Below are 25,544 nucleotides of genomic sequence, written 5' to 3' on the forward strand. Positions count from 1 at the left end.
ATACAGCCAGCCACAGATAGGGCGATGTGAAACTTGTCATTAGTCTGTAGTCAGGGCGTTGCGCAATCTCGCAAACGTTTGTTCGCTTTATTAATGTGCAGTAGCTCAAAGGAATCAGCTCTCTTTATTTCCAATTATTGCTTTTTGCCTAGAATCGCCACACTCCTGTCATGCAGGAACGATATACAGGACAATAACAACAAGAGGATTATTACCGATGAAGAAGACGCTACTGGCCGTCACCGTCTCTATTACCCTGTTCGGGCTGACCGCCTGCAATTCAGAAAACAGCAGCAAGGAACATATTCCGCTGGATCTGACCATTGCCCACATCAATGATACCCACGCCCACCTGGACCCGACCGAAAATGCGCTGGCCATCCAGCCCACCGGCCAGGAGCTGTTCAAGTTCAACGCCAAGCTAGGCGGCTATCCCCGCCTGAAGTTCAAGCTGGACGAGCTGCGCAGCCAGGCTGCCAATGAAGGTCGCAACTTCATGGTGCTCAACGGTGGCGATGCCTTCCAGGGCACCCTCTACTTCACCCAGTTCAAGGGGGAAGAGGAGTCTCGCCTGCTCTCCGACATGGGCATAGATGCCATGGTGCTGGGCAATCACGAATTCGATCTGGGCAACCAGGCTATTAAAGATTTCGTCTCACGGGTGAATTTCCCTGTATTGGCTTCCAATATGGTGAAATCCAGTAGCGCCACCCTGAAAGACAGTGAAAATATTCATGAATATGTCATTAAGGAAGTAAATGGCGAGAGCGTGGGTATTTTCGGGCTGGTGCTGGAAAATATGCATGACATCTCTTCACCGGATACCGATACCCAATTCCTGCCGATGATTGAGACCGCCCAGAAAATGGTCGACACCCTCAAGTCAAAAGGCGCCAACAAGATCATCATGGTCACCCATATCGGGCTGCAAAATGACCAGGCCGTCGCCAAGGCCGTCAACGGTATCGACCTGATCGTCGGCGGTCACTCCCAGACCTTCCTCGGCGACATCAACGAGATCAACAGCGTCGGCTACACGGCCCACAACCAGAACCCGGCCGACGACAACACCTATGCCCAGCTGATCAACAATCCGGACGGCGGCAAGACCTGTATCGTGCAGGCTGGCGAATGGGCCAAGGGCTATGGCCTGGTCAACGTCTCCCTGAGCAAGGAAGGCCAGATCACCAAGTGCGAGGGTCGCAACACCCTGATGACGGGCGACGACTTCACCAAGGAAGTGGCCAAGAAGAAGGTACCCCTGACCGGCAGCGAGCAGACCAACGTGGTTGACTTCATCACCAAGTCACCCGTCATCGAAATCGTGCCGGAGAACACCGCCATGCGCGATGTGATCGACACAGAGTACAAGCCAGCCGTGGCCGAGCTCGAGGCCAAGATCATCGCCGAGGTGCCGACCAAGCTGCCCCACGTGCGCGTGCCGCTCACCCCGGATGGCGCGGGTCTGATCGATCCCCTGGTGGCCGAATCCCTGTACTGGAAGCTCAACAAGCTCAACACCAAGGTCGACTTCACCATCCAGAACGCTGGTGGTGTGCGCGCCGATGTGAACGCGGGCCCCCTCTCGGTCGGTTACGTGATGGGCACCCTGCTGCCATTTGGCAACAAGATCGCCGCCTTCAACCTCAAGGGCAAGGACGTGCGCGCCACCCTGGAGTACGCCGTTGACTACTCCATCGGCCTGGAGACCGGGATCGGCGCCTCCAGCGGTGCCTTCCCCTACGTCGGCCACCTGAGCTACAGCTATGACGGCAAACTGGCCAAGGGTTCCCGCATCACCAAGCTGGAGCTGCTGGATGCCAACGGCCAGTGGCTGCCGCTGGACGACGAGAAGGTGTACCGGGTCGGTGCCAACACCTATATCGCCTCCGGCAAGGATGGCTACAACGGCCTGCTCAAGCGCGAAGAGCTGCCCAACAAGGGTGACTATGTCGACTCCGGCGTCGGTGAGAACGAGATGTTCATGGAGTACGCCGAGTCCCAGGGCACCCTCAATCCGCTGCCCTATGCGACCGTGACCTACAACAAGCCCTGATCCGGCTCACAACCTGCTACAACGGCGCCTGAGGGCGCCGTTTTTATGGCATACTCCCCGCCAATCGATGCCGAGGAGACCCTTTGATGGCGAAGTACGACAAGATATCCCCCGAGACCCAGCAGGATGCGCTGAAGATCGCCCGCGCCAACCAGAAGCCGGGACAGACCAAGGAGCAGACCCAGCTGATCGCCCAGGGGATCCAGAAAGGCATAGACGAGTACAAGAAACAGATGAAGGCGCGGGCCCGGGAGGCCAGTCGCCAGAAGAAGTTGCAGAGCAAGGCGAAGCAGCAACCGCACACCGAACAGGTAGAGGAGAGCGAGATCGAACTTGTCGAGGTCTCCCGCCAGCACCCCCTGCCCTGGCTCCTCTTGCTGCTGAGCTGGCTGGGCTTTGCCGCCGCCTGGTTCTGGTTGCACTGATCCCCCGATGGCAAGGCGTTGCCCGGAATCGCTTCCAAAGCTTGAACCCGCGCCACGGCGCCTCGCCGGCCAGGGCTGATCCCATACCGCCGGTCATGTGCGATGACTGAACCCCGACCCCATTTACCCACCGTCTGGAGAACACCCGCCATGAACCCGGCTCCGCTCTATCTGCTGGCACCTCTGGTGCTGTTTATCGTGACTCTGGTGCTCTATCGCATCTCGCCGCTGCGGGCCGTCGCCGCCGGCAGCGCCCGCTGGTTTATCCTGCCCGCCTTCACCCTGTTTATCCTGCTGATCATCATCAACGGAGCGGCAGACCCAAGCCTGCGCAACCCGGCCTTTCACTGGCTGATGCCGGGGCTCGGCTTCGCACTCAGCCTGTTTCCGGCCCTGCCCAAGGCACTGGTGCCGCGTCTGGCGATCAAGGAGGGGGCCTTTGCCGCCCTCGGCCTGATGCTGATGAGCCTGGCCATGGTCTACTGACATAATGTGCTGAACACTTTTGCATGACCCAAGGGGCGCTCTGTGACGAGCGCCCCTTGTACAAACAATGGCCGGCAGGCATCTTGGTGGAAGGATAGCCAGCAAGGAGGCCAAATGGACAATCCGCCCGATTTCATGGCGCAGTGGGATTACAAGGATCCCGCCGCCAGCGCCCTGCGTTTCCATGCTCTGTTGCCCGAGGCGCGTGCCGCCGCCGACCTGCAACTCGAACTGGAGCTGCTCACCCAGATAGCCCGCACCCATTCGCTGCAACGCCAGTTTGCCGAGGCGCACCAGCTGCTCGACGAAATAGAGCCCCGCCTCACCGATGCCACCCCGCGAGCCCGCCTTCGCGTCCTGCTGGAGCGCGGCCGCACCTTCAACTCCGCCGGCGACAAGGCCAGTGCCAGAACCCTGTTCGAGCAGGCCTGGCAGCAGGGGCTCAAGAGCAAGGAGCTCTATCTCGCCATCGATGCGGCCCACATGGTGGCCATAGCCGCACCGCTGGAGGAGCAGAGCCGCTGGCACCAGCTGGCGATGGAGTTGGCGGAGCGCAGCCAGGATAAAAAAGTGCGCGGCTGGCTGCCCAGCCTCTACAACAATCAGGGCTGGACCCTGTTCGAACTGGGCCGCCTGGAAGAGGCCCGCCAGTGTCAGCAAAAATGCCTGGCCTGGCACGAACAGCACCACAACCCGGCCAAGGCCTTCATCGCCCGCTGGAGTCTGGCGCGGCTGACCCGGGCGCAAGGCTTGCACGAGCAGGCGCTGGCCGAACTGACGCAGTTGCAGGCGGAGATGGTGGAAGCCGGCGAGCCGGAGGATGGCTATCTGTTCGAGGAGCTGGGGGAAAATGCGCTGGTACTGGACGATCCGGCGGCGGCCGAATATTTCGCCCGCGCCTGGTTTCTGCTGTCACGGGATGGCTGGTTCAGAGCCAATGAGGCAGAGCGACTGGCCAGGCTCAAGCAGTTGGCCAAGCTCTAGCAAACAGCCTCTAGCAAAGCAGCAGGGCGGCCAGTTGGCCGCCCCGAACACTTCACTCCCAGAGTGACGAATACCATATCAGCCCCCATCTCAGACCAGGCTCGCCTCTTCCCAGCTCTGTTTCTTGCGATAGATGGGAGGATTGGGGGGGCTGATCTCCAGCAGGGCCGCCTTGGGGATATTGCCGTCACAGCTGGCGATGGCCTGCTCTATGGTCTCCTTCTCCACCGGCGGCCCAATCGGAGCATTGACCATGCCCCGCCACTCAGACCAGGCTCGCCTCTTCCCAGCTCTGTTTCTTGCGATAGATGGTGGAGGGACTGATCTCCAGCAGGGCCGCCGCCTTGGGGATATTGCCGTCACAGCTGGCGATGGCCTGCTCTATGGTCTCCTTCTCCACCAGCCAGAGCGGGCGGATCGGCGTATTGAGCAAAGGTGCGGCGCTGCTGCTGGCCGTGCTGACCGGCGCCATGGCCGCCGTCAGGCCCCTGCGGCCGCTGAGCGGCGGCGGCAATATGTCCGGGCTCACCAGCTCGCGATCGTTGAGCACCACTATGTTGCGCACCACGTTTTGCAGCTCGCGCACGTTGCCGGGCCAGGGGTAATCGAGCAGCACCCGCGCCGCCTCGGCATCGAAATCCTTGAAGCGTTTGTTCTCTTCCCTGGCGTAGCTCTGCAGCAGGTTGCGGGCCAGCAGCAGTATATCCTCGCCCCGCTCGCGCAGCGGCGGCAGGCTGAGGGGGATCACGTGCAACCGGTAGTAGAGATCCTCGCGAAAACGCCCCGCCTTCACCTCCACCAGGGGATCCCGGTTGGTAGCGCAGACGAAGCGCACGTCCACCGTCTCCAGCTTGCCGCTGCCGACCCGCTGCAGAGTGCCGGTCTGGATGAAGCGCAGCAGCTTGCTCTGCAGGTCGAGATCCATCTCGCAGATCTCGTCCAGAAACAGGGTGCCACCGTCCGCGAGACTGGCCGCCCCCTTGCGATCCCCCTGGGCGCCAGTAAAGGAGCCCTTCACGTGACCGAAGATCTCGCTCTCCATCAGATCGTGGGGAATGGCGGCGCAATTGAGCGCGATGAAGGGCTGTTCGCTGCGGGGGCTGCACTGGTGAATGGCCTCGGCGCACACTTCCTTGCCGGTGCCGCTCTCCCCCGTGATGAACACGGTCGCCTTGCTCGGCGCCGCGCTCTCTATGATGCGATAGACGGCCTGCATCGGCATGGAGGCGCCGATGAAACCGGCAAACGAGCTGCGCTCGAAGTTCTCCCGGTACTGGGCCACCAGCGAACTCAGCTGCTGATGCTTGAGGGCATTGCGGGCGGTGGCGCACAGCCGTTTGCCGTCGAACGGCTTGGTCAGGAAGTCGAAGGCGCCGAGGCGCATCGCCTCCACCGCCACATCCACCGAGCCGTGGGCGGTGATCACCACTACCGAGCAGGGCAGTTGCTGCTCGGTGATCTGCTGCAGAATGTCCATGCCGGACATGTCGGGCAGTTCGAGGTCGAGCAGCACCACAGGCGGCGGGCTGGTCAGCAGTTGCGCCAACGCCTGCTGACCACAATCGGCCAGCACTACCTCATAGCCATCCTGGGCCAGATACTGTTCATAGACCACCGCCAGACTGCGGGTATCTTCCACCAACAGGACTCGAGGTTTGCTTTCAGCCACGGGAGCCATCCTTGCAATTGATTTTGTTGTCTATTTCGGGTCTTGTACGCCATGTTAGCACAGTTGGCGACTCTCTCTTTTATCCCGCCATTCGCGGGGAGATACAAGTAAAAACGGCTCCCTAAGGAGCCGTTTTTTCAACGATGAGCGCTTACTTCTTGGCGTTGTCGCCATCGGCAGCCGGCTTCTCGATCGCCAGCAGCTCAACATCGAACACCAGCACGGCATTGGCCGGGATGGAGCCTGCACCGTGCTCGCCATAGGCCAGCTTGGACGGCAGGAAGAACTTGAACTTGGAACCCACCGGCATCAGCTGCACGCCTTCGGTCCAGCCCGGGATCACCTGGTTGAGCGGGAAGGTGGCCGGCTCGCCGCGATCGACGGAGCTGTCGAACTTGGTGCCATCGGTCAGGGTGCCAGTGTAGTGAACCTTGACGATGTCGGTAGCCTTCGGCTTGGCGCCGGTACCCATCTTCTCGACCTGGTATTGCAGGCCGGATTCGGTGCTCTTCACGCCTTCTTTCTTGGCGTTGGCAGCCAGGTACTCTTCACCCTTCTTCTGGTTATCCACGGCATCCTTGTCAGCCTTGGCCTTGGTCAACTCGTTGATCTTGGCATCGTACTGCTGCAGAACCTTCTGGATTTCCTCGTCAGTCATCTTGGCTTCTTTGCCCAGACCGTCGGTCACACCCTTGAGGATGACGCCGTTGTCCAGTTTGATGCCGAGTTCCTGCTGACGTTCCAGGGTATTGGCGATATAACGACCCATGGAGAGGCCAATTGCATAGCCGGATTGCTCTTCAAAGCTCTTGGCATCAGCCTTGGGGGCCTCTGCCGGCTTGCTGGCTTCTGCCTTGACCTCTGCGGTATTCGCAGCAGTCTTCTCGTCTTTTTGGCAAGCAGTCAGACTCACGGCAACTGCCGCAGCCAACAGGGACACCTTCAGAAAATTGTTCATCAGTTTCTCCAAAACTCTAAATACCGCTCTCGGTTCCTTCGTGAAATGAGAGGTTTATCGTGATAAGCGCCTTATACTAACGCCGTGATCGCAGGTAACGAAAGCATGAGACAGGAAAAATGATAAAAAGTGCCATTTATCTCATCGGTATTTGCCTGATACTGACAGGTTGCGAACAGAGCTCACTGCCGGGCCGGCAAGTCACCCTCGCCCATCAGGGACTGCTGAGCGCCGATCTCACCAGCGACGGCAAGCAGGCCATCGTCTCCAGCCTGAGCCAGGGCACAGTGGTGTGGGACCTGGAACAGGGCAAGGAGCGCTGGCGCTGGCGCCAGTCCGACAATCAGGACAACTTCGTCATCATCACCCGCTTCTCGGCAGACAACAGCCATGCCGTGACCGCCACCCTGGATACCTTCGCCATCTGGCGTCTGCAAGATGGTCAATCCCAAGGCTACTACTCGCTTCCTGAATCCAGGCTGAGGGACATAGCCCTGTCGGCCGATGGCCGTCAGGTGCTGATCGGCCGCGAAGATGGCAAGGCGGAGCTGGTCGATACCCGCACCGGCCGCAGGCTGCAGTTCCTCGGTCACACCGAGCAGGTCAATACGGTGGATCTCTCCGCCAATGGCCGCTACGCCCTCACCGGCGGCAACGACTACAGCGCCTATCTGTGGGATACCCGTTCCGGCCAGGTGGTGTGGCGATTCAACCACGCCGGCCGGGTGGTGATGGCGAGGCTGGATCCCCAGGGCCGTTTCGCCTTCACCGCCGACAGCCGCCAGGCCAGCATCTGGGATCTGAAAACCGGCAAGGAGGTGAGCCGGCTGCAGTTTGATCACCGCTTCGAGGTCTACACCACGGCGCGCTTTGCCAACGACGGCAACTGGCTTATCACGGGCGCTCCCTCCCGTCAGCTCTCCCTGTGGCGGGTGAGCGATGGCAGCCTGCTGCAAAGCTGGCGCGTCTCGCCCCATCCCAGAGTGAAACCACCGAGCGCAGTGGTCTACGGCGTGGCTTTGCGCGACAATAGCCACCTTGTCAGCGCCAGCTCCAGTGGCCTGGCCGAAATCTGGACTATCAAGTAAGGACCCAAAGGCCCATGAGTCAGCAACTTAACGATCGCCTCGAAACCCTGGAAAGCCGCCTCGCCTTCGCCGAATACACGGTGGAGCAGCTCAACGACGAGGTCACCACCCAGGGCCGCGAGCTGGATCGGCTCAAGCATCAGATCCAGCTGCTGGTGGACAAGCTGCAGAGCGTGCAGCCGAGCCAGATCGCCAGCATGGCCGAAGAGACGCCGCCCCCGCACTACTGAGCCGCAACGCCCTCCGCCACCCGGCCATAAAAAAACCCGCGATAGACGCGGGTTTTTTTATCGGGCTATGCCCGGGGCACAGATCAGTGCTGGTGACCCTTGCCACCGCAGCCGCCGCCACCGCAGCAACCGCCATGACCCTGCTCGTCGCCGTGGTCATGACCGTGATCGTGGCCATGGCCACCACCGCAGCAACCGCCGTGCTCATGGCCGTGATCGTGGTCATGGTCGTGACCATGATCGTGACCGCAACCACCGGCACCGTGAACGTGGCCGTGAGCCAGTTCTTCAGCCGTGGCGGCACGCACGTCCTTGATCTCGACCTTGAAGCCCAGGGTCACGCCAGCCAGCGGATGGTTGCCATCCACCTTGACGAACTCTTCGGACACTTCGATGACGGTCACCGGGCGGTGGCCATCGTCAGTCTCGGCCACAAAAGTATCCCCTTCAGACACTTCCATGCCGTCAAACAGCTCGCCAGGTACTTCTTGCACCAGGCTTTCGTCGTATTCGCCATAGGCCTGGGTCGGTGCCAGCGTGACGTCGAACGCCTCGCCCACGCTACGGCCTTCCAGCTCGGCTTCGAGGCCGGAGACCAGATAACGGGTACCGTGCAGATACACCAGAGGCTCTTTACCGACAGTGGTGTCGATGACTTCACCGTGTTCGTCGGTGACTGTGTATTCCAGCGTAACCACGCTCAGGGGAGCTACTTTCATGTCAGGGATCCTGCGGATAGAAAAAAACGGGCCCAGAATACCTCAAAAAGGCGGCCAAGCATATGGCAGGTCCGGCTCAGTCGTGATGAAAAAGTCATCAATGTGAAGCGGCATGGGCCTGACCCGCACCTCACCCCCGGGTATTGCGGCTGGACCCTCATTCGGGACGAAACACACCTATCACCTGTTCCGTCTCCCGGGTCACCTTGTCCACCTCGGCCTGGGTCTGCACCTGGGTATCACCGCAGTCGACACAGGTCACCTTCTCGACTCCATGCTCCATATACAGCATCATGGTGTCCATTTTGCCGCACGCCGGACAAACCGCACCGGCAATGAAGCGTTTTTTACGTCTGGTTTCCATTCTTGTTACCTCCAGGCAGCATCATATCAGGGTTTTTACATGCATCACGCCATCGAATGCCAGCATTTTTCCTCTCCGTACCTGCAAGTCGGCGGCCGCAAACGCACGCCGGTGGGCCAGTTGCTGCGGATAACCCGGGGCGCGGCACTGCTGCGACTCGGCCAGCATGAATTGCTGCTGACGGCGGGCAACAGCTTCTGGCTCTGCGCCGATGCCCTCGCCGCCTTCAGCCCGCTGGCGGGCTGCCACCATGATCTGTTGACCTGTTCCCTGCGGGTTGCCCAGCCAGCCCAGGCGGGCTGGTTGCAACCGACCCCGCTGCTGGATGCCCTGTTCGACAGCCTGGCCCAGTGGCAGCGTCCCCGCGACTGGCAAGGGGCCTATGGTCATCGCCTGCAGGTGATACTCGACGAGTTGCAGGCCTGCCCCCTGTCGCAACACGCGGATCAGCCGCTGCAAGGCGCCTGGCGCGCATTGATCAGCCAGCAAGCGGGCAGTGACGCCGCCTGGCAGGCCTGTCTCTCCCAGCGCGGGATCACGGATCCGGGCCTCGCGGCCGATACCCTGAGCGCCCAGTGGCAGCTGCTGCAGGCGGTACGCCTGCTCAAGAGCGGCAGCAAGCGGGCACAGGTGGTGAGCAAGCTCGGCTACCGGGATGAAGAGGCCCTCGCCCAGGCCTGCCAACGCTGGCTTGGCGCCAGCCTGGATGCACAGCAAGCCGCCTGACCCTACGGGCCGAAAACCGGGCCGGCCAGGCGAAAAATGGGGAAAATGAGTCCAGTTTTGCGGCAAACGGCCGCTAATAACGGGAGGGTCATTTCTCCTATAATCCTTTATGCTAGGGGCCTGAATTGACTGATACCGTTTTGACTCACAGGACATCTGCCATGAAAAGCAAAGCCAACCAATCCCAGGGCATGTTGCTGTTTCATCTCTCGGCCAAACAATCCTTCGCCATCGGCACCCTCAAGGTGAAGGAGATAGTGCCTTACACCCAGCTCACGGCCATGCCGCACTCGCACCCGACCGTGCTCGGCGCCGCCAGCATGCGGGGCACCACAATCCCGGTGATCGACATGGCCATGGCGGTGGGCTATCGCCCGATCAGCAAGGAGGAGATGCCGAACTGCTTCATCATCATCACCGACTGCCGCCGTACCCTGGTGGGCTTTCTGGTGCGCGGCATCGACAAGATCACTGAGTGCAACTGGCGCGACATCGAATCCCCGCCCGCCGCGCTCGGCCATAACGTGTTCGTGACCGGGGTGACCCGGGTCAACGACCAGCTGATCCAGCTGCTGGACGTGGAGCTGATCCTGTCGCGGGTCTACCCGGACGATCCCAGCCACCTCTACCCTGTGCTGACCGACGTGCAGCGTGAGCGGATCAAGCCGATGCGGATCCTGCTGGTGGACGACTCCTCCGTCGCCCGCCGCCAGCTGATGGCGGCGCTGGACTACATCAACATCCCCTACGAGGTGTGCACCAACGGCAAGGATGCGCTGGCCCTGATGCAGGCTCGCGCCAGCCAGAAGACCCCCATAGATATCCTGGTGAGCGATATCGAGATGCCGGGGCTCGACGGCTACGAGCTGGCCTTCGAGGTACAGAGCGACGCGACGCTGGCGGGGGCCTACATCATATTGCACACCTCGCTCTCCAGCGAGATCAGCGTGGAGCGGGCCCACCAGGTGGGCGCCCACGAGGCGCTGACCAAGTTTGAGGCCAACGAACTGATCCAGGCCATGCTGCGCGGTGCCGAGCACCACGACAGCCTGCTGGCCTGACAAGCTGGCGAGAAGCCCCCTTCTCGCCGCACTTTTTGACTGCCCTGATGCCTGTTTCGGACCCCATAATGCTCATAGAGAGTCACTTCCACGCCCCCTGGTGGGCGCGCAATCCCCATCTGCAAACCATATTGCCAAAGTGGCTGCGACGGGCGCCGGCCCGCTTCGTGGCCGAACGTTTCGAACTGGCAGACGGGGATTTCGTCGATCTCGCCTGGAGCGGCGACATCAGCCAGAACGCGCGACCACTAATGGTGCTGTTTCACGGGCTGGAGGGGAGCATCCACTCCCACTATGCCAAGGGGTTGTTCGTCCATCTGCAACGACAGGGGGACGAGGCCGTGCTGATGCATTTTCGTGGCTGCAGCGGCGAGCCGAACCGCCTGCTGCAGGCTTATCACTCCGGCGCCATCGAGGATGCACAGGCGCTGATCGTCGAACTGGGCCGGCGCTTTCCTGGCAAGCCACTGATCGCCATCGGTTATTCGCTGGGGGGCAACATGCTGGTCAATCTGCTGGCGCGGGCCTGCCCCCGTGAACTGCAGGCGGCCGTGGTGATCTCGGCACCGCTGCGGCTGGACAGCTGCGCCGATCGGGTCAATCAGGGCTTCTCCCGGGTCTATCAGAGCTATCTGCTGTGCACCATGCGCGACAACCTGCAAAACAAGATCCGGCATCAGGCCGAGGCTGGCAAACGCTGGCAGCCGCAGCAGGTGCAACAGATTGCCACCCTGCGCGACTTCGACGAGCAGGTCACGGCGCCGCTGCACGGCTTTGCCAGCGCCGACCATTACTACCAGCGCTGCTCCGGCCTGGGGCTGCTGGCCCGCATCCCCATTCCCACTCTGGTGATCCATGCCGCCGACGATCCCTTCATGACAGAGGCCGTGATCCCGCGGCCGGAGCAGCTCTCACCCATGGTGCGTTACGAGTTGAGCCGACGGGGCGGCCATGTGGGCTTCCTGCACGGCACGCCTTGGCGCCCCCGCTTCTGGCTGGAGGAGCGTATCAGCCAGTGGGTGAAGGAGCAGACTCAGGGGGCGAGCAGGTAGCCGTTGCGTCCCGTCTCCTTGACCCGATAGAGCGCCTCGTCGGCCCGCACCAGCATGTCGGCAACCGACTCCTGCCCCCGCCACAGGGCTATGCCCTGACTCACAGTCACGCAGGAAGAGACCTCCGACAGGGCATGGGGAATGGCGCGCACGGCCAGGGCCGCGGCGATGCGCCTGGCAATCTGTCCGGCGATCCCGTCGTCGGCGCCGGGCAGCAGGATCACGAACTCCTCCCCGCCATAGCGAGCCACCACATCGGCCGGCTGCCGCACCGCCTCCCGCAGGCAATCGGCGACCGCGATCAGGCAGTTGTCCCCCTGCAGATGACCGTAGTGGTCGTTGAAACGTTTGAAGAAATCCACATCCAGCAGCAGGATGGCAAACTCGCCATGCCGCTGCTGCGCCTCGGCCAGGATCTGCTCGCTGACCTTGGCAAAGTGACGCCGGTTGGCCAAGCCCGTCAGGGGATCCTGCTTGGCCATGCCATCGAGCTGACGGGCCAGCGCCAGGTTCTCATGCTCGCGAGACACAGCCAGCACGAACCAGCCGTTCAGCATGCGACGTCCCGTCTCCAGCATGATGATGAGGCAGCCTACCGCCAGCCAGTGCACCGCAGGGAAAGGAACCTTGACGAACAAGGCCTCCAGCAACAGGAAAAGCAGGGGAGGCACACTGAAACAGTAAAACAGCCTCACCTCGCAATAGAGGGCCACCAGCGCCGTCATCAGCAGCAAGCTGATGAGATCGAAGGCCAGACTGAAGCCTCCCCTCAGCTCGATCAGGGCGATGGCGTAGCCGAGCAGCGCCCAGGCGATCCCCCACAGCAGGGCGCCAGCCCGCAGACAGGGCGGCCAGACGGTCAGGGGTTGATGGGACAGCCAGCGCCAGAACAGCGGAAACAGCAGGCAGACCAGGGTCATCAGGATAACCTGCACCTCGTAACTCCAGGGCAGCACCCGGGCGATCACCAGATGGGCATCGCGATAGACATAGAAGCGGGCAAGCAGGAACAGGATCGCCAGCTGGTTGACGGCCCAGAACCAGTGCAACCCCTTGCTCAGGGCCAGGCGGCGTGACTCGCACAGGTGCTGATCGAAGTGGGTGGAGAGGCGGCGTTGTTCATCAGACAGCATGTGCACACCCGCTGACAGCCCCATAAATCCCTTGCGCTTGCTGGCAACAGATAGACAATATCCACTCTCTGGTAACTGAAGATGAACCCATGATTATCCCCTGGCAAGACTTGGACTCCGATACCCTCAACAGCCTGCTCGAGCACTTCGTACTGCGGGAAGGCACCGAGTACGGTGAGCATGATGTCAGTCTGGCTGACAAGGTCGACGATGTCAGACAACAGTTGCAACAAGGCCTGGCCGTGATCGTCTACAGCGAGCTGCACGAGAGCGTGAACATAGTGTCAAAGGCCACCCTCAGCAGCGCACCGGTGGACGATATACCGGAATAGCCCTGCCATTTCCATCCCAATCTCGGTCTTGCCAGCGCGACCCGCAGGATGGCGCCACGGACCCGACAGTTCCCGCCCCGGATCCGCGCATTTCCCGGATATAAAAATGGCCCGCCGAGTCATCGGAGGGCCATTTGGGGCAAATTATGTGCCTGGGCGGCGGAATTTATTCAGCGATCCCGGTTCTATTTTGAATGAATAGAGAGCCAGCCTTGATCACACCAAATAAAAATAGATGTCGTTCACGCTGATATAAATGGGTGTTCATGCTTCCCGGCTGGGCGGGAAAATCCATAGCGGAAATATAATTAAGAAACAGAGAATCTCATCACAATATTGCCGCAATATGACAAGACAATTCCCCCATATCAATACGGGGTTCATGTCCATCTATGGCTGGCCCGGCACCACCAGCCCCCATATTTGCAATCGATGGCAAGCAGAGTCCTGATGATAGGTAAATCACAGGCGTGCGATGCAATGGCGGGCGCTCATATCGGCGCGCCCATCCCTTATTTCGTTACCGACTCGCCGCGACCAATGCCGTAGTAATGAAAACCATGCTCCTTCATGCGACCCGGATCAAACAGGTTGCGACCATCCACGATCAGCGGCCATCTCAGCGCCTGCTTGATGGCGACGAAGTTGGGGGCCTTGAAGTGGTTCCATTCGGTGCAGATTACCAGGGCATCCGCACCGAACAGGGCGGCCTCCTTGGTGCCCATCAGCCGCAGCTTGTCACAGTTGCCATAGAGGTGCTGGGCCTCCTGCATGGCCTCGGGATCATAGGCCTGCACAGTGGCGCCGGCTTGCCAGAGCGCCTCCATCAGGGCCCGGCTCGGTGCCTCGCGCATGTCATCGGTATTGGGCTTGAACGCCAGCCCCCACAGGGCGATTGTCTTGCCGGACAGGGTCTCCCCTTCGGATCGGAAGAACTCTGACAGCAGCTGAAAAAGCCGCGATTTTTGCTGCTCATTGACCCTTTCCACCGCCCGAATCAGCGGCGTGTCGTACTCCAGCTCCTGGGCCGTTGCCAGCAAGGCTTTGACATCCTTGGGAAAACAGGAACCGCCATAGCCACAGCCAGGGTAGATGAACTGATAGCCGATACGCTGATCCGAACCTATGCCCTGGCGCACCATCTCGATGTCGGCACCGACCCGCTCGGCCAGTCCGGCCATCTCGTTGATGAAGCTGATTTTGGTAGCCAGCATGCAGTTGGCGGCGTACTTGGTCAGCTCGGCGCTGCGCACATCCATGAACAGGATGCGATCATGGTTGCGGTTGAACGGCTCGTAAAGCTCGCGCATCAGCTGGCGGGAGGACTCGTTGCGGGTGCCGACCACGATGCGATCCGGCCGCAGGCAATCCTGGATGGCGGAGCCCTCCTTCAGAAACTCGGGGTTGGAGACCACATCGAAGGCAAAGGAAACATCCCGCTGCTGCAAGATGGCATTCACCCTGGCCGTCACCTTGTCGGCTGTGCCCACCGGCACGGTCGACTTGTTGACTATGACGACGGGGGCATCGCGATGCAGGGCTATGGTTTCGGCCACCGCCAGCACATGGCGCAGATCGGCGGAACCATCGTCCCCCGGCGGCGTGCCGACCGCCAGAAATTGTACCTCGCCGTGTTTGACGGCCAGCACGGCATCCGTGGTAAACACCAGGGCACCGCTCTTGATATTGCGCTGAAGCAGGGCTTCCAGCCCGGGTTCATAGATGGGAACCTGGCCGGCCATCAATTCAGCCACCTTCTGTTCATCGACATCGACACAGATAACCTGGTGGCCGACATCGGCCAGTACTGTGGCCTGGACCAGGCCCACGTAGCCACTTCCAAATACAGTAATATTCATATTGATACAACCAAAATGTCAGAGATGATGTAATTTGGAAAAACAAGAATCTGGGGGGTTATAAATATTTACCACATTACCTAAGATGACAGCATGAGTTAATTGTTACCAGCTGTTTCTGGCCCATTGCAGGCCCGCTTTTATATACGATATGTTGAGCATCATTTTTAGGGCTGCCCCGCCTGCTGGGCACTGATTAATATTCATTGTTGGATCGCTTATGCAAGATTTTCTGCCATTTTCGAGGCCCGCCATCGGCGATGCCGAGATAAGTGCTGTCTGTGAGGTGCTGAAATCGGGCTGGATCACTACCGGCCCGAAGAATCACGAGCTGGAGCAGCAATTCTGTGACACATTCGGCTGCCAGCATGCGGTCGCACTCTGCTCCGCCACCGCCGGCATGCACGTCACCCTGATGGCGCTGGGGATAGGCCCGGGGGATGAGGTGATCACCCCCTCCCAGACCTGGGTCTCCACCATCAACATCATCACCCTGCTCGGCGCCGAGCCCGTCTTCGTCGACGTGGACAGGGACACGCTGATGACCAGCGCCGAACTGATAGCGCCGCTCATCACTGCCAGGACCAAAGCCATCATACCGGTCCACTACGCCGGTGCCCCCGTCGATCTGGACCCTATCCTCGACCTGGCACGCCAGCACGGCATCCCCGTCATCGAAGATGCGGCCCACGCGGTCGGCACCCGCTACCGGGAGCGCTGGATTGGCGCCACCGGCACCGCCATCTTCTCCTTCCATGCCATCAAGAACCTGACCTGCGCCGAAGGGGGCATGCTGGTGACCGATGACAAGGAATTGGCGGACAAGGCCCGCATGCTGAAGTTTCACGGGCTGGGGGTGGATGCCTTCGATCGCATGAGCCTGGGCCGCAAGCCGCAGGCGGAAGTGATCACCCCGGGCTTCAAATACAACCTGGCCGACATCAACGCCGCCATCGCCCTGGTGCAGCTGGCGCGTCTGCCCGAGCTCAATGCCAGACGGGCCGAGCTAGTGGCCCGCTATCAGGAAAAACTGGCCGGCCTGCCACTGATGCCGCTCGCCGTGCCCGCCTATTCCCATCTGCACGCCTGGCACCTGTTCATGGTACGGGTCGACCCCGAACGCTGTGGTCTGGACCGGGATCGGCTGATGCAGGCGCTGCAGGAGCGCGGCATAGGCACAGGGCTGCACTTTAGGGCCGCCCATACCCAGAAATACTACCGCGAGCGCTACCCGACGCTCAGCCTGCCTCATACCGAGTGGAACTCATCGCGCCTGTGCACCCTGCCACTCTTCCCGGACATGACGCTGGCCGACGTTGACCGTGTGGTCGCGGCACTCATCGACATATTGGAGTAACGACACGTGAACAACACAGACATCAAGCTGGTTTCGGTGATCATCCCCGTCTACAACGAGGAGGCCAGCCTGCCCGTGCTGCTGAGCCGGGTCACGGCCGCCTGCGAGCTCCTGCCCCAGGATTACGAGGTGATCCTCATCGATGACGGCAGCCACGACGGCTCCACCGAAATCATCAGCGAGGCCGCCGCCAAAGACGGCAGCAAGCTGGTCGGGGTGCTGCTCAATCGCAACTATGGCCAGCATGCCGCCATCATGGCCGGCTTCGAGACCGCCAAGGGGGATCTGGTGATCACCTTGGATGCGGATCTGCAAAACCCGCCGGAGGAGATCCCCCGTCTGGTGGAGGCCGCCATGCAGGGTTATGACGTGGTGGGGACGGTGCGTCGCAACCGCCAGGACTCCTGGTTCCGCAAGACTGCCTCCCGCCTCATCAACAAATCGGTGCAAAGAGCCACCGGCGTGCACATGAGCGACTACGGCTGCATGCTGCGGGCCTACCGCCGCCACATCATAGACGCCATGCTCTGCTGCCAGGAGCGCAGCACCTTCATCCCCATCCTGGCCAACAGCTTCGCCCGCCGCACCATAGAACTGGAAGTCGGCCATGCCGAGCGGGCCCACGGCGAATCCAAATACGGCCTGATGCACCTCATCAACCTGATGTATGACCTGGTCACCTGCATGACCACCACCCCCCTGCGGCTGCTCAGCATAGTCGGCAGCGTGGTGGCGGGCATAGGTTTCACCTTCTCCATCCTGCTGATCCTGATGCGCTTCGTGATGGGCGCAGACTGGGCCGCCGATGGCGTCTTCACCCTCTTTGCCATTCTCTTCACCTTCGTCGGCGTACAGCTGCTGGGCATGGGGCTGCTGGGGGAATACATAGGCCGCATGTACACAGACGTGCGCGCCCGTCCCCGCTACTTCATCCATCAGGTCGTGCGCAGCGCCTCCACTCCTTCGCAACAGGAAGCTGAATAATGAAAGTTGTCGTCTTTGCTTATCACGATATCGGTTGTACCGGTATCGAGGCCCTGCTCGAGGCAGGCTACGAGATCCAGGCCGTCTTCACCCACGCCGACGATCCCGGCGAGAACCGCTTCTTCGGCTCGGTGGCCCAGCTCTGCGCCGAGCACGATCTGCCGGTCTACTCCCCCGAGGATGTCAACCATCCGCTCTGGGTCGAGCGCATCAAGGAGCTGGCGCCCCAGGCCCTCTTCTCCTTCTACTATCGCAACATGCTCAAGCAGGCGCTCCTGGACATTCCGACCGTCGGTGCCTTCAACCTGCACGGCTCCCTGCTGCCCGCCTACCGCGGCCGCGCGCCCATCAACTGGTGTCTGGTCAACGGCGAGACCGAAACCGGCATCACGCTGCACCAGATGACGGCGCGGCCCGATGCCGGCGCCATCGTCGCCCAGCAGGCCGTCGAGATAAAAGACGCCGACACTGCGCTGACCCTGCACGGCAAGGTGCGCCTCGCCGCCAGGACCTTGCTGGAGGCCGAGCTGCCGAAACTGCGCGCCGGCGACATCTCGATCACCCCGCAGGATGAGAGCAAGGCCAGCTACTATGGCCGCCGCACCCCGGCCGATGGCGAGCTGCACTGGGATAACCCGGCCCAGGCGCTCTACAACCTGGTGCGCGCCGTCACCCAGCCCTATCCGGGCGCCTTCAGCTTCGCCGGCGATCGCAAACTGACGGTGTGGAAGGCAAATCATCTCGAGCAGACCAGCGACAAGCTGCCCGGCACCATCCTCAGCCAGGATCCGCTGCGCATCGCCTGCGGTGAAGGGGTGCTGGAAATCGTGGCCGGCCAGGCGGAAGGCGGCCTCTATGTGCGTGGCGCCCAGCTCGCCCGTGAACTGGGTCTGGTGGCCGGCATGCGGCTCGGCCCCAAGGCCAGCAATGCCCTGCGCAAGGAGCGCCTGACCCGGGTGCTGATCCTCGGGGTCAACGGCTTCATCGGCAACCACCTGACCGAGCGCCTGCTCAAGGATGGCCGCTACGAGGTCTATGGGCTGGATATAGGCGCCAGCGCACTGGAGCGCTTCATCGGCCACCCCAACTTCCATTTCGTGGAAGGGGACATCAGCATCCACACCGAGTGGATCGAGTATCACATCAAGAAGTGCGACGTGATCCTGCCGCTGGTGGCCATCGCCACCCCCATCGAATACACCCGCAACCCGCTGCGCGTGTTCGAGCTCGATTTTGAAGAGAACCTCAAGATCGTTCGCTACTGCGTGAAGTACAACAAGCGCATCATATTCCCCTCCACCTCCGAGGTGTACGGGATGTGCGACGATCACAGCTTCGATGAAGACGAATCCCGCCTCATCGTCGGCCCCATCAACAAGCAGCGCTGGATCTACTCCGTCTCCAAGCAGCTGCTGGATCGGGTGATCTGGGCCTATGGCAAGAAAGAGGGTCTCAGCTTCACGCTGTTCCGTCCCTTCAACTGGATGGGCCCGCGCCTCGACAGCCTGGACTCCGCCCGCATCGGCAGCTCCCGCGCCATCACCCAGCTGATCCTGAACCTGGTGGACGGCACCCCGATCCAGCTGGTGGATGGCGGCGCCCAGAAGCGCTGCTTCACCGACATAGAGGACGGCATCGAGGCCCTGTTCCGCATCATAGAGAACAAGGGCAACCGCTGTGATGGCCAGATCATCAACATCGGCAGCCCGGACAACGAGGCCAGCATCCAGCAGATGGCCGAGGTGCTGCTCACCAAGTTCGAGGCACACCCGCTGCGCCACCACTTCCCGCCGTTTGCCGGCTTCAAGATGGTGGAGAGCAAGTCCTTCTACGGCGATGGCTATCAGGATGTCTCCCACCGTCGTCCGAGCATCAAGAATGCCCGCCGCCTGATCGACTGGGAACCGACCATCGAAATGGAAGAGACCATAGGCAAGACCCTGGACTTCTTCCTGCAAGGGGCGGTCACCACGGGAGTCGAGCATGATTGATGTGGGTCTGCGGATCGACGTTGATACCTTCAGGGGGACCCGTGACGGGGTTCCCCGCTTGCTGCAACTGCTCGACAAGCATCAGGTCAAGGCCAGCTTCTTCTTCTCGGTCGGCCCCGACAACATGGGGCGCCACCTGTGGCGCCTGCTCAAACCCCGCTTTTTGCTGAAGATGCTGCGCTCCAACGCAGCATCCCTCTATGGGCTGGACATACTGCTGGCCGGCACCGCCTGGCCCGGCAAGTCCATCGGCAAACAGCTGGGCTCCCTGATGCGCGACACCGACAGCGCCCGCCACGAGGTGGGGCTGCACGCCTGGGATCACCACGGCTGGCAGGCCAACACAGGACGCTGGGGCGAGGCCGAACTGATCCGCCAGACCCGGCTCGGGGTGGATGCGCTCAACCAGATCCTGGGACGGGAGGTGGACTGCTCCGCCGCCGCCGGCTGGCGGGCAGACCCGCTCACCACCCAGGCCAAGGAACATTTCGGCTTTCGCTACAACAGCGACTGTCGCGGCAGCGGCCTGTTTCGGCCCCTGCTGCAGGACGGGCGGCTCGGTACGCCGCAGATCCCGGTCAATCTGCCCACCTTCGATGAAGTTGTCGGCCCCGAGGTGACGGCGGCGCAGTTCAACGCTTTCATCCTGGGCAGGCTCTGCACGCCGCCGCAGGTGGCGCCTCACGTCTACACCATTCACGCCGAAGTGGAAGGGATCGTGATGGCGGAGCAGTTCGATGCCCTGCTCGGCGAAGCCAGGGAGCGCGGCATCCGCTTCGTTCCGCTGGGGGATCTGTTACCATCCGACCCCGCTCAGCTGGGCGCCGGGCGGCTGGTACGCGGCACCCTGCCAGGGCGAGAGGGCTGGCTTGGCTGCAAGGCCGACGCATAGACCAGACACAACAAGTCAGGCCACCAGACAGTGGCAGGATGAACCATGACGCAGCACATCGGGCCCCTGAGGGCGGCATGATGAACCATTGCGCTCACCACACAATGCTACAGAGGATGTCATGACGTTGACCAAGTGGGCCCTGCCCCTGTTCTTTCTCTTCTTTTACCTGCTGCCGCTCGACCAGCGGCCGCTATGGAGCCCCGACGAGAACCGCTACGCCGAGATAAGCCGGGAGATGGTGAGCACAGGAGACTGGGTCGTGCCCCACTTCCTGGGCTTGCGCTACTTCGAGAAGCCCATCGCCGGCTACTGGTTCAACAGCATCAGCCAGCAGCTGTTCGGTGACACCAACTTCGCCGTGCGTTTCGCCTCGGCTGCCGCCACCGGCCTGAGCGCCGTGCTGATCTTCTGGTTCGCGCTGCAGCTGTGGCAGTGCCGGCGCAAGGCCTTCCTCGCCAGCCTCATCTATCTGTCGCTGTTGATCGTCTACGGCATAGGCACCTACAGCGTGCTCGATGCCATGGTCACCCTCTGGCTCAACGCGGCCATGGTCAGCTTCTACATCATCCGCAAGGAGGGATCGCTACGCAGCCGGATCGGCGGCTACCTGCTGTTCGGCCTCGCCTGCGGCATGGGCTTTCTCACCAAGGGCTTCATCGCCCTGGCGGTGCCCGTCATCGTCATAGTGCCCTACGTCCTCTATCAACGCCGTCTGCTCGAGCTGGTGCGCTTCGGGCCGCTGGCCATCCTGAGCGCTGTCCTGCTGACCGCCCCCTGGGCCATCGCCGTGCACCTGCGCGAGCCCGACTACTGGCACTACTTCTTCTGGATTGAACACATACAGCGCTTCGCGGCGGACAACGCCCAGCACAAGGCGCCATTCTGGTACTACCTGCCCATGGGGCTGCTCGGCACCCTGCCCTGGCTCGGCCTGTTGCCAGGTGCTCTGCGCAAGGGCTGGCAGGATCGCAAGATAAGCCCGGAGACCCTCTATCTGCTGGCCTGGGTCATCTTGCCGTTCCTCTTCTTCAGCATCGCCAAGGGCAAGCTGCTCACCTACATTCTGCCCTGCTTCGCCCCGCTGGCCATGCTGATGGCCGCCAGCGCCGTCGATCTGCTCAAGGAAGGTAAAGAGCGAGCTTTCAGGGTCAATGCCTGGCTGAACGGCCTGTTCGGCCTCATCTGCCTGGCGGTGCTCGCCGTGCTGGCCTTCTCCCCCAGCCACGCCGTCTACGGCGAAGAGGATCATGGGGCGCTGGCGGTGGCCATGGTCATCTTTGCCGGCTGGGCTCTGCTCGGTTTCATCCAGTTGAAGGATGTCAGCCGCCGCTGGACCCTGAGCGCGCTCTGCCCCATGGTGCTGGCCATAGGCCTGCCCTGGGCACTGCCGCAATCCCTGATCGACTCCAAGCTGCCGGAGCGCTTCATCGAGGCCAACCAGGCCGTGCTGATGCAGTCCACCACCCTGCTGGCCAACGATGTGGGGCTGGCGTCCTCCCTCGCCTGGGAAACCCGGCGCAGCGAGATCACCCTGTTCGACAGCAAGGGCGAGGTGCATTACGGTCTGGGCTACCCGGATGCCAAGGGGCGCTACGTGGCGCGCGCCGACTTCCCTGCCTTGCTGGCAGAGGCGCGCAAAAAAGGTCAGGTTGCCCTGTTGATGAAGACGGATCGGGACGGCAACACGGGCCCAGTTCCCCCCGCTGACGAGACGATCGTGAGTCATCGGCTGACCCTGCTGATCTATCACGGGGTCCAGTGATGGACATACTGCTGCTGCTGCTGGTGTGCCTGCTGACCTGCGGCGGTCAGATGCTGCAAAAGCAGGCGGTCATCAGTTGGCAGCGTCAGCCCTGCAGCCACTGGCAGAAGCTGTTGTCACCCTGGCTGATCGCCAGCGTGGCGGCTCTCGGCAGCGGCATGCTGCTCTGGATCTACCTGCTGCAGCGGCTGCCGCTGAGCATGGCCTACCCCATGCTCAGCATCAATCTGGTGCTGGTGCTGATAGGCTCGCGGCTGTTCTTTCACGAGCAGATCACCTATCACAACTGGCTGGGGGCTGGCGCCATCATCATTGGCGCCCTCTTGCTGGGAGGCTTGCTATGAGTGGGGTTGGCAAAGCACCTGAGGTGACGGGGAAGCCCGCGCTCAAGGGCTATCTCTATGTGCTCGGCAGCATACTGCTGGTGACCCTGGCCCAGCTCGGCATGAAGTGGGGGGTGATCCAGTTGCCCGCCTGGCAGGCGGATCTCGCCGTCATGCTGGCCCATCCGCTGCCGCTGCTGGTCATCCTCGCCGGGGTGGGTTGCTACGCCCTGTCGCTGCTCTGCTGGCTGGCGGCGCTGCATTCCACTCCGCTCAACATCGCCTATCCCCTGCTCAGCACCAGCTATGCGCTGGTCTATCTGCTGGCGGTCAGCATACCGAGCTTTGCCGAATCGCTGGAGCCGGGCAAGGCGGTGGGGGTGATCTTCATCCTGCTGGGGGCCGTGCTGGTGGGGATAAAACCGGCGAGCAAGCAAGGCGCCAGCTAGCCCCGGCTATACGAAACGACGGCGCGCCAGCGCCATCTCAATAAGGGCTGCATCGTCAGCCCTTTTTTTGTGTCGCGACTCCCCCTGCGCTCCCCCTTCATCACTGAGTACCCGGTGACAAGTGTCACGCCAGGCTGCCTGTTGCAAGACAGTACCGACAAGCGGCGCACTTGACCGCACTCGGAACATGCCTTTATAACGGAACTCCCAAGGAAGAGAGAATTCTATGTCGGCCAAGCATCCCATCATTGCGGTTACCGGTTCGTCCGGTGCCGGCACCTCCACCTCCACCAACGCCTTTCGCTCCATGTTTCATCAGCTGGGGTACAAAGCGGCGGTGGTGGAAGGGGACAGTTTTCATCGCTACACCCGACCGGAAATGGACGTGGCGATCCGCAAGGCGCGCGAACAGGGGCGCCACATCAGCTATTTCGGCCCCGAGGCCAACGACTTCGGCCTGCTGGAGAGCTTCTTTCAGGAGTACGGCCAGAACGGCAGCGGCCAGTATCGGCGCTACCTGCACAGCTTCGACGAGGCGGTGCCCTTCAACCAGATGCCGGGTACCTTCACCCCCTGGCAAAACCTGTCAGCCGACACCGACCTGCTGTTCTATGAGGGGCTGCACGGCGGCGTGGTCACCGAGGATCACAACGTGGCCCGCCACGTGGACTTTCTCATCGGCGTTGTGCCCATCGTCAACCTGGAGTGGATCCAGAAGCTCATTCGCGACACCTCGGAGCGGGGTCACTCACGCGAGGCGGTGACCGATTCGATCGTCCGCTCCATGGACGACTACATCAACTTCATCACACCGCAGTTTTCCCGCACCCACATCAACTTCCAGCGGGTGCCGACCGTGGATACCTCGAACCCCTTCAGTGCCAAGGTGATCCCGAGTCTGGACGAGAGTATGCTGGTGATACGGTTTCGTGGCATCAAGCAGGTGGACTTCCCCTACCTGCTGTCGATGATAGATGGCGCCTTCATGTCACGGATGAACACCATAGTGGTCCCGGGTGGCAAGATGGGCTTCGCGATGGAGCTGATCCTGCGCCCGCTGATCCAGCAACTGCTCGAAACCGGCAAGATCACCTGAGCCAAGGAGTTTATGATGCGGTTAGCGTTTCTCTCTGTGGTATTGGCCGCCCTGCTGGGCGGTTGCAGCAGCGGCCCCGCCGCCCCGACCGTCGAGTCGGGCACCATGGTGGTGCGACCGGCGGCCAGCTGGCCGTTCGGGGCGACGCCGCGCTATGCGCTGGCCGAGCAGTTCCAGTATGCGGGTGACAGTGCCGAGGGCTGGCTGGAGCCGGTGCAGCAGGCGGTCAACCAGGAGCTGGGCAGCAAGGGCTGGCAGAGCGTGCCGCTCGCCGAGGCCGATGTCTGGGTTGCCATCGGCGTCGCGGGCAGCAAGGATCTGAGCGATGGCGAGATCTTCGCCCGCCTCGGCATGACGCCCGGGCTGCAGGCCAAGGCAGGCGATCGCAAGGGTACCCTGGCCATAGTGCTGCTCGACCGGCGTACCCAGCAGGCGGTGTGGAGCAGCGCCATCTCCCTCGCCAGCGACGTGGCCATCGCCGAAGGGGAGCGTCAGCAACTGAGCCAGCAACTGGCCAGCCAGATGCTGAACGCCCTGCCGACCCGCTGATACGACGCCCTTCCCCATAAAACAAAACGGCCTGCGCGAGCAGGCCGTTGCGATCACACCATGACGATCACTTGCGCTGACAGGTCAGCAGGGTCATCCCTTTCTGCGTGAGGAGGGCCTGCTTTTCCTGATTCCAGAAGGTGGTGACACCGTCGGAATACTTGGCACCGGATTCCGCCTCCACCCGGCCCAGCTTGTGATACACGCCGGCATAGGGGAACTGCACCATGTCGGCCTGGGCATCATAGGTCACGGCCAACAACTCTTCCCCGCACTGGTACTGGCTGTACTGGTACTGGGTCGGTTGCGGCATGCTGCAGGCCGCCAGCCCCAGCAGGGGAAGTAACACGATCATGTTTTTCATTGCACTTTCCTTATGTCATGGTGTTATTCAATCGGAAGAGTCACGGCTATCAGGCTTCAAGAATTTGATAACTATGGGTAATTTCTACCGCTTTTTCCAACATCAGGGAAACGGAACAGTACTTTTCCATCGACAGATCCACGGCGCGGGCCACCTGTTTCTCCGCCAGCCCCTTGCCGGTCACGACGAAGTTGAGGTGGATCTTCTCGAATACCCGCGGCACCGACTCCACTCGCTGCCCTTCCAGCTCCACATGGCAAGCGGTCACGGATTGACGCGCCTTCTCCAGAATGGAGACCACGTCGATCGAGCTGCAACCGCCCACCGCCAGCAGGATCATCTCCATCGGGCTGGCACCTTCGCCGGGGTTGGCGCCGTCCAGGGTCACCTGATGACCGGACTCACTCTCGCCGACAAACTTCATGCCTTCCACCCAGCTGACCTTGGCTTTCATCTCACATTTCCTCTTATATGACGACAGATCTGACTGACATAGCATACCCCAGACGGAGCTATAGCGGCACATGTCAGCCATTTTCGCGAACTTGCAGGCGAACTAGATCAAAATCAACATCTGATGCCGCCATCTTCCCTAAAATGGGCGGGATAGCGCAGCAGGCAACAAGGGGATC

Annotated in this window: 28 protein-coding genes; 19 read left to right on the forward strand and 9 right to left on the reverse strand. The window is 61.5% G+C overall.

Annotated elements, in window-relative coordinates; genetic code table 11:
• Positions 1–217 precede the first annotated feature (217 nt).
• The 4 genes from IU367_RS16735 (at position 218) to IU367_RS16750 (ending at position 3,951) form a co-directional block, all read left to right on the forward strand.
• Positions 218–2,056, forward strand: coding sequence for a bifunctional metallophosphatase/5'-nucleotidase (locus IU367_RS16735; protein WP_098984927.1), 1,839 nt, complete (start codon positions 218–220; stop codon positions 2,054–2,056).
• Positions 2,057–2,142: 86 nt separating this feature from the next.
• Positions 2,143–2,481 (forward strand): DUF2956 domain-containing protein, encoded by a 339-nt coding sequence (locus IU367_RS16740; protein ID WP_274452497.1) that lies wholly within the window; start codon positions 2,143–2,145, stop codon positions 2,479–2,481.
• A 150-nt stretch (positions 2,482–2,631) separates the two neighbouring features.
• The gene (locus tag IU367_RS16745; RefSeq protein ID WP_042035006.1) at positions 2,632–2,967 is read left to right on the forward strand and encodes a hypothetical protein; all 336 of its coding nucleotides are present in this window, start codon (positions 2,632–2,634) and stop codon (positions 2,965–2,967) included.
• Between the two features lie 114 nt (positions 2,968–3,081).
• Complete coding sequence (locus IU367_RS16750) at positions 3,082–3,951, forward strand: tetratricopeptide repeat protein (RefSeq protein ID WP_274452498.1); 870 nt, start codon at positions 3,082–3,084, stop codon at positions 3,949–3,951.
• Between the two features lie 90 nt (positions 3,952–4,041).
• On the opposite strand, the gene IU367_RS16755 is transcribed toward IU367_RS16750, so the two are convergent.
• The 3 genes from IU367_RS16755 to fkpA all read right to left on the reverse strand — a co-directional run bounded on the left by IU367_RS16755 (position 4,042) and on the right by fkpA (position 6,578).
• Complete coding sequence (locus IU367_RS16755) at positions 4,042–4,206, reverse strand: helix-turn-helix domain-containing protein (protein ID WP_420796485.1); 165 nt, start codon at positions 4,204–4,206, stop codon at positions 4,042–4,044.
• A 10-nt stretch (positions 4,207–4,216) separates the two neighbouring features.
• On the reverse strand, positions 4,217–5,620 hold the full coding sequence (locus IU367_RS16760) for a sigma-54-dependent transcriptional regulator (RefSeq protein WP_274452499.1): 1,404 nt from the start codon (positions 5,618–5,620) through the stop codon (positions 4,217–4,219).
• Between the two features lie 151 nt (positions 5,621–5,771).
• A complete protein-coding gene (fkpA, locus tag IU367_RS16765; RefSeq protein ID WP_043554684.1) occupies positions 5,772–6,578 on the reverse strand; it encodes an FKBP-type peptidyl-prolyl cis-trans isomerase in 807 nt (268 codons plus the stop codon).
• 119 nt (positions 6,579–6,697) lie between these two features.
• Between fkpA and IU367_RS16770 the strand changes: the two genes are divergently transcribed.
• Both IU367_RS16770 and IU367_RS16775 read left to right on the forward strand, forming a co-directional pair.
• Positions 6,698–7,666: a WD40 repeat domain-containing protein gene (locus IU367_RS16770; protein WP_274452500.1), complete on the forward strand. Its 969-nt coding sequence runs from the start codon at positions 6,698–6,700 to the stop codon at positions 7,664–7,666.
• A gap of 14 nt (positions 7,667–7,680) precedes the next feature.
• Entirely contained in the window at positions 7,681–7,896 is a 216-nt protein-coding gene (locus IU367_RS16775; protein WP_011704936.1) for a SlyX family protein, read from the forward strand.
• An 83-nt stretch (positions 7,897–7,979) separates the two neighbouring features.
• On the opposite strand, the gene IU367_RS16780 is transcribed toward IU367_RS16775, so the two are convergent.
• Both IU367_RS16780 and IU367_RS16785 read right to left on the reverse strand, forming a co-directional pair.
• Positions 7,980–8,615, reverse strand: coding sequence for an FKBP-type peptidyl-prolyl cis-trans isomerase (locus IU367_RS16780; protein WP_042870118.1), 636 nt, complete (start codon positions 8,613–8,615; stop codon positions 7,980–7,982).
• Between the two features lie 157 nt (positions 8,616–8,772).
• Positions 8,773–8,979 (reverse strand): YheV family putative zinc ribbon protein, encoded by a 207-nt coding sequence (locus IU367_RS16785; protein ID WP_042035019.1) that lies wholly within the window; start codon positions 8,977–8,979, stop codon positions 8,773–8,775.
• 39 nt (positions 8,980–9,018) lie between these two features.
• On the opposite strand from IU367_RS16785, the gene IU367_RS16790 reads away from it, so the two are divergent.
• The 3 genes from IU367_RS16790 (at position 9,019) to IU367_RS16800 (ending at position 11,818) form a co-directional block, all read left to right on the forward strand.
• Positions 9,019–9,705, forward strand: a complete 687-nt coding sequence (locus IU367_RS16790; protein WP_274452501.1) for a hypothetical protein — start codon at positions 9,019–9,021, stop codon at positions 9,703–9,705.
• Between the two features lie 161 nt (positions 9,706–9,866).
• Positions 9,867–10,766, forward strand: coding sequence for a chemotaxis protein (locus tag IU367_RS16795; RefSeq protein ID WP_042870112.1), 900 nt, complete (start codon positions 9,867–9,869; stop codon positions 10,764–10,766).
• Positions 10,767–10,834: 68 nt separating this feature from the next.
• Positions 10,835–11,818: a hydrolase gene (locus tag IU367_RS16800; RefSeq protein ID WP_274452502.1), complete on the forward strand. Its 984-nt coding sequence runs from the start codon at positions 10,835–10,837 to the stop codon at positions 11,816–11,818.
• Here IU367_RS16800 and IU367_RS16805 read toward each other — a convergent pair.
• A complete protein-coding gene (locus tag IU367_RS16805) occupies positions 11,800–12,951 on the reverse strand; it encodes a GGDEF domain-containing protein (protein ID WP_274452503.1) in 1,152 nt (383 codons plus the stop codon). The genes IU367_RS16800 and IU367_RS16805 overlap by 19 nt on opposite strands.
• A gap of 89 nt (positions 12,952–13,040) precedes the next feature.
• Here IU367_RS16805 and IU367_RS16810 point away from each other — a divergent pair, with 89 nt between their 5' ends.
• Positions 13,041–13,283 (forward strand): YheU family protein, encoded by a 243-nt coding sequence (locus IU367_RS16810; protein WP_042870108.1) that lies wholly within the window; start codon positions 13,041–13,043, stop codon positions 13,281–13,283.
• Positions 13,284–13,795: 512 nt separating this feature from the next.
• Here IU367_RS16810 and IU367_RS16815 read toward each other — a convergent pair.
• Complete coding sequence (locus IU367_RS16815; protein WP_274452504.1) at positions 13,796–15,142, reverse strand: UDP-glucose dehydrogenase family protein; 1,347 nt, start codon at positions 15,140–15,142, stop codon at positions 13,796–13,798.
• A 220-nt stretch (positions 15,143–15,362) separates the two neighbouring features.
• Between IU367_RS16815 and arnB the strand changes: the two genes are divergently transcribed.
• From arnB to IU367_RS16860, 9 genes are all read left to right on the forward strand, one after another.
• On the forward strand, positions 15,363–16,499 hold the full coding sequence (gene arnB / locus IU367_RS16820; RefSeq protein ID WP_103471498.1) for a UDP-4-amino-4-deoxy-L-arabinose aminotransferase: 1,137 nt from the start codon (positions 15,363–15,365) through the stop codon (positions 16,497–16,499).
• A gap of 6 nt (positions 16,500–16,505) precedes the next feature.
• Entirely contained in the window at positions 16,506–17,483 is a 978-nt protein-coding gene (gene arnC / locus IU367_RS16825; RefSeq protein WP_098980609.1) for an undecaprenyl-phosphate 4-deoxy-4-formamido-L-arabinose transferase, read from the forward strand.
• Positions 17,483–19,474: a bifunctional UDP-4-amino-4-deoxy-L-arabinose formyltransferase/UDP-glucuronic acid oxidase ArnA gene (gene arnA / locus IU367_RS16830; protein ID WP_103471499.1), complete on the forward strand. Its 1,992-nt coding sequence runs from the start codon at positions 17,483–17,485 to the stop codon at positions 19,472–19,474. The genes arnC and arnA overlap by 1 nt, the downstream gene beginning before the upstream one ends.
• Positions 19,467–20,366 (forward strand): 4-deoxy-4-formamido-L-arabinose-phosphoundecaprenol deformylase, encoded by a 900-nt coding sequence (gene arnD, locus IU367_RS16835; RefSeq protein WP_274452505.1) that lies wholly within the window; start codon positions 19,467–19,469, stop codon positions 20,364–20,366. Before arnA ends, arnD begins: the two co-directional genes overlap by 8 nt.
• 121 nt (positions 20,367–20,487) lie before the next feature.
• Positions 20,488–22,131 (forward strand): lipid IV(A) 4-amino-4-deoxy-L-arabinosyltransferase, encoded by a 1,644-nt coding sequence (gene arnT, locus IU367_RS16840; protein ID WP_274452506.1) that lies wholly within the window; start codon positions 20,488–20,490, stop codon positions 22,129–22,131.
• Positions 22,131–22,475: an EamA family transporter gene (locus IU367_RS16845; RefSeq protein WP_043135091.1), complete on the forward strand. Its 345-nt coding sequence runs from the start codon at positions 22,131–22,133 to the stop codon at positions 22,473–22,475. Before arnT ends, IU367_RS16845 begins: the two co-directional genes overlap by 1 nt.
• Positions 22,472–22,903, forward strand: coding sequence for a 4-amino-4-deoxy-L-arabinose-phosphoundecaprenol flippase subunit ArnF (arnF, locus tag IU367_RS16850; RefSeq protein WP_043135092.1), 432 nt, complete (start codon positions 22,472–22,474; stop codon positions 22,901–22,903). The genes IU367_RS16845 and arnF overlap by 4 nt, the downstream gene beginning before the upstream one ends.
• 226 nt (positions 22,904–23,129) lie before the next feature.
• Positions 23,130–23,999, forward strand: a complete 870-nt coding sequence (locus IU367_RS16855; protein WP_042870090.1) for a phosphoribulokinase — start codon at positions 23,130–23,132, stop codon at positions 23,997–23,999.
• A 15-nt stretch (positions 24,000–24,014) separates the two neighbouring features.
• Positions 24,015–24,548 carry a DUF4136 domain-containing protein gene (locus IU367_RS16860; RefSeq protein ID WP_241279973.1) on the forward strand — a complete coding sequence of 178 codons (534 nt, stop codon included), beginning with the start codon at positions 24,015–24,017 and terminating at the stop codon, positions 24,546–24,548.
• A 67-nt stretch (positions 24,549–24,615) separates the two neighbouring features.
• Here the strand turns inward: IU367_RS16860 and IU367_RS16865 are convergent, their stop codons facing one another.
• Together IU367_RS16865 and IU367_RS16870 are read right to left on the reverse strand one after the other, a co-directional pair.
• Positions 24,616–24,912: an MliC family protein gene (locus IU367_RS16865; protein WP_274452508.1), complete on the reverse strand. Its 297-nt coding sequence runs from the start codon at positions 24,910–24,912 to the stop codon at positions 24,616–24,618.
• A 49-nt stretch (positions 24,913–24,961) separates the two neighbouring features.
• Entirely contained in the window at positions 24,962–25,366 is a 405-nt protein-coding gene (locus IU367_RS16870; protein WP_005311765.1) for an OsmC family protein, read from the reverse strand.
• Positions 25,367–25,544: the final 178 nt, after the last annotated feature.

The organism is Aeromonas bestiarum, from assembly GCF_028751155.1.
GTDB classification, from domain to species: Bacteria; Pseudomonadota; Gammaproteobacteria; order Enterobacterales; family Aeromonadaceae; genus Aeromonas; species Aeromonas bestiarum.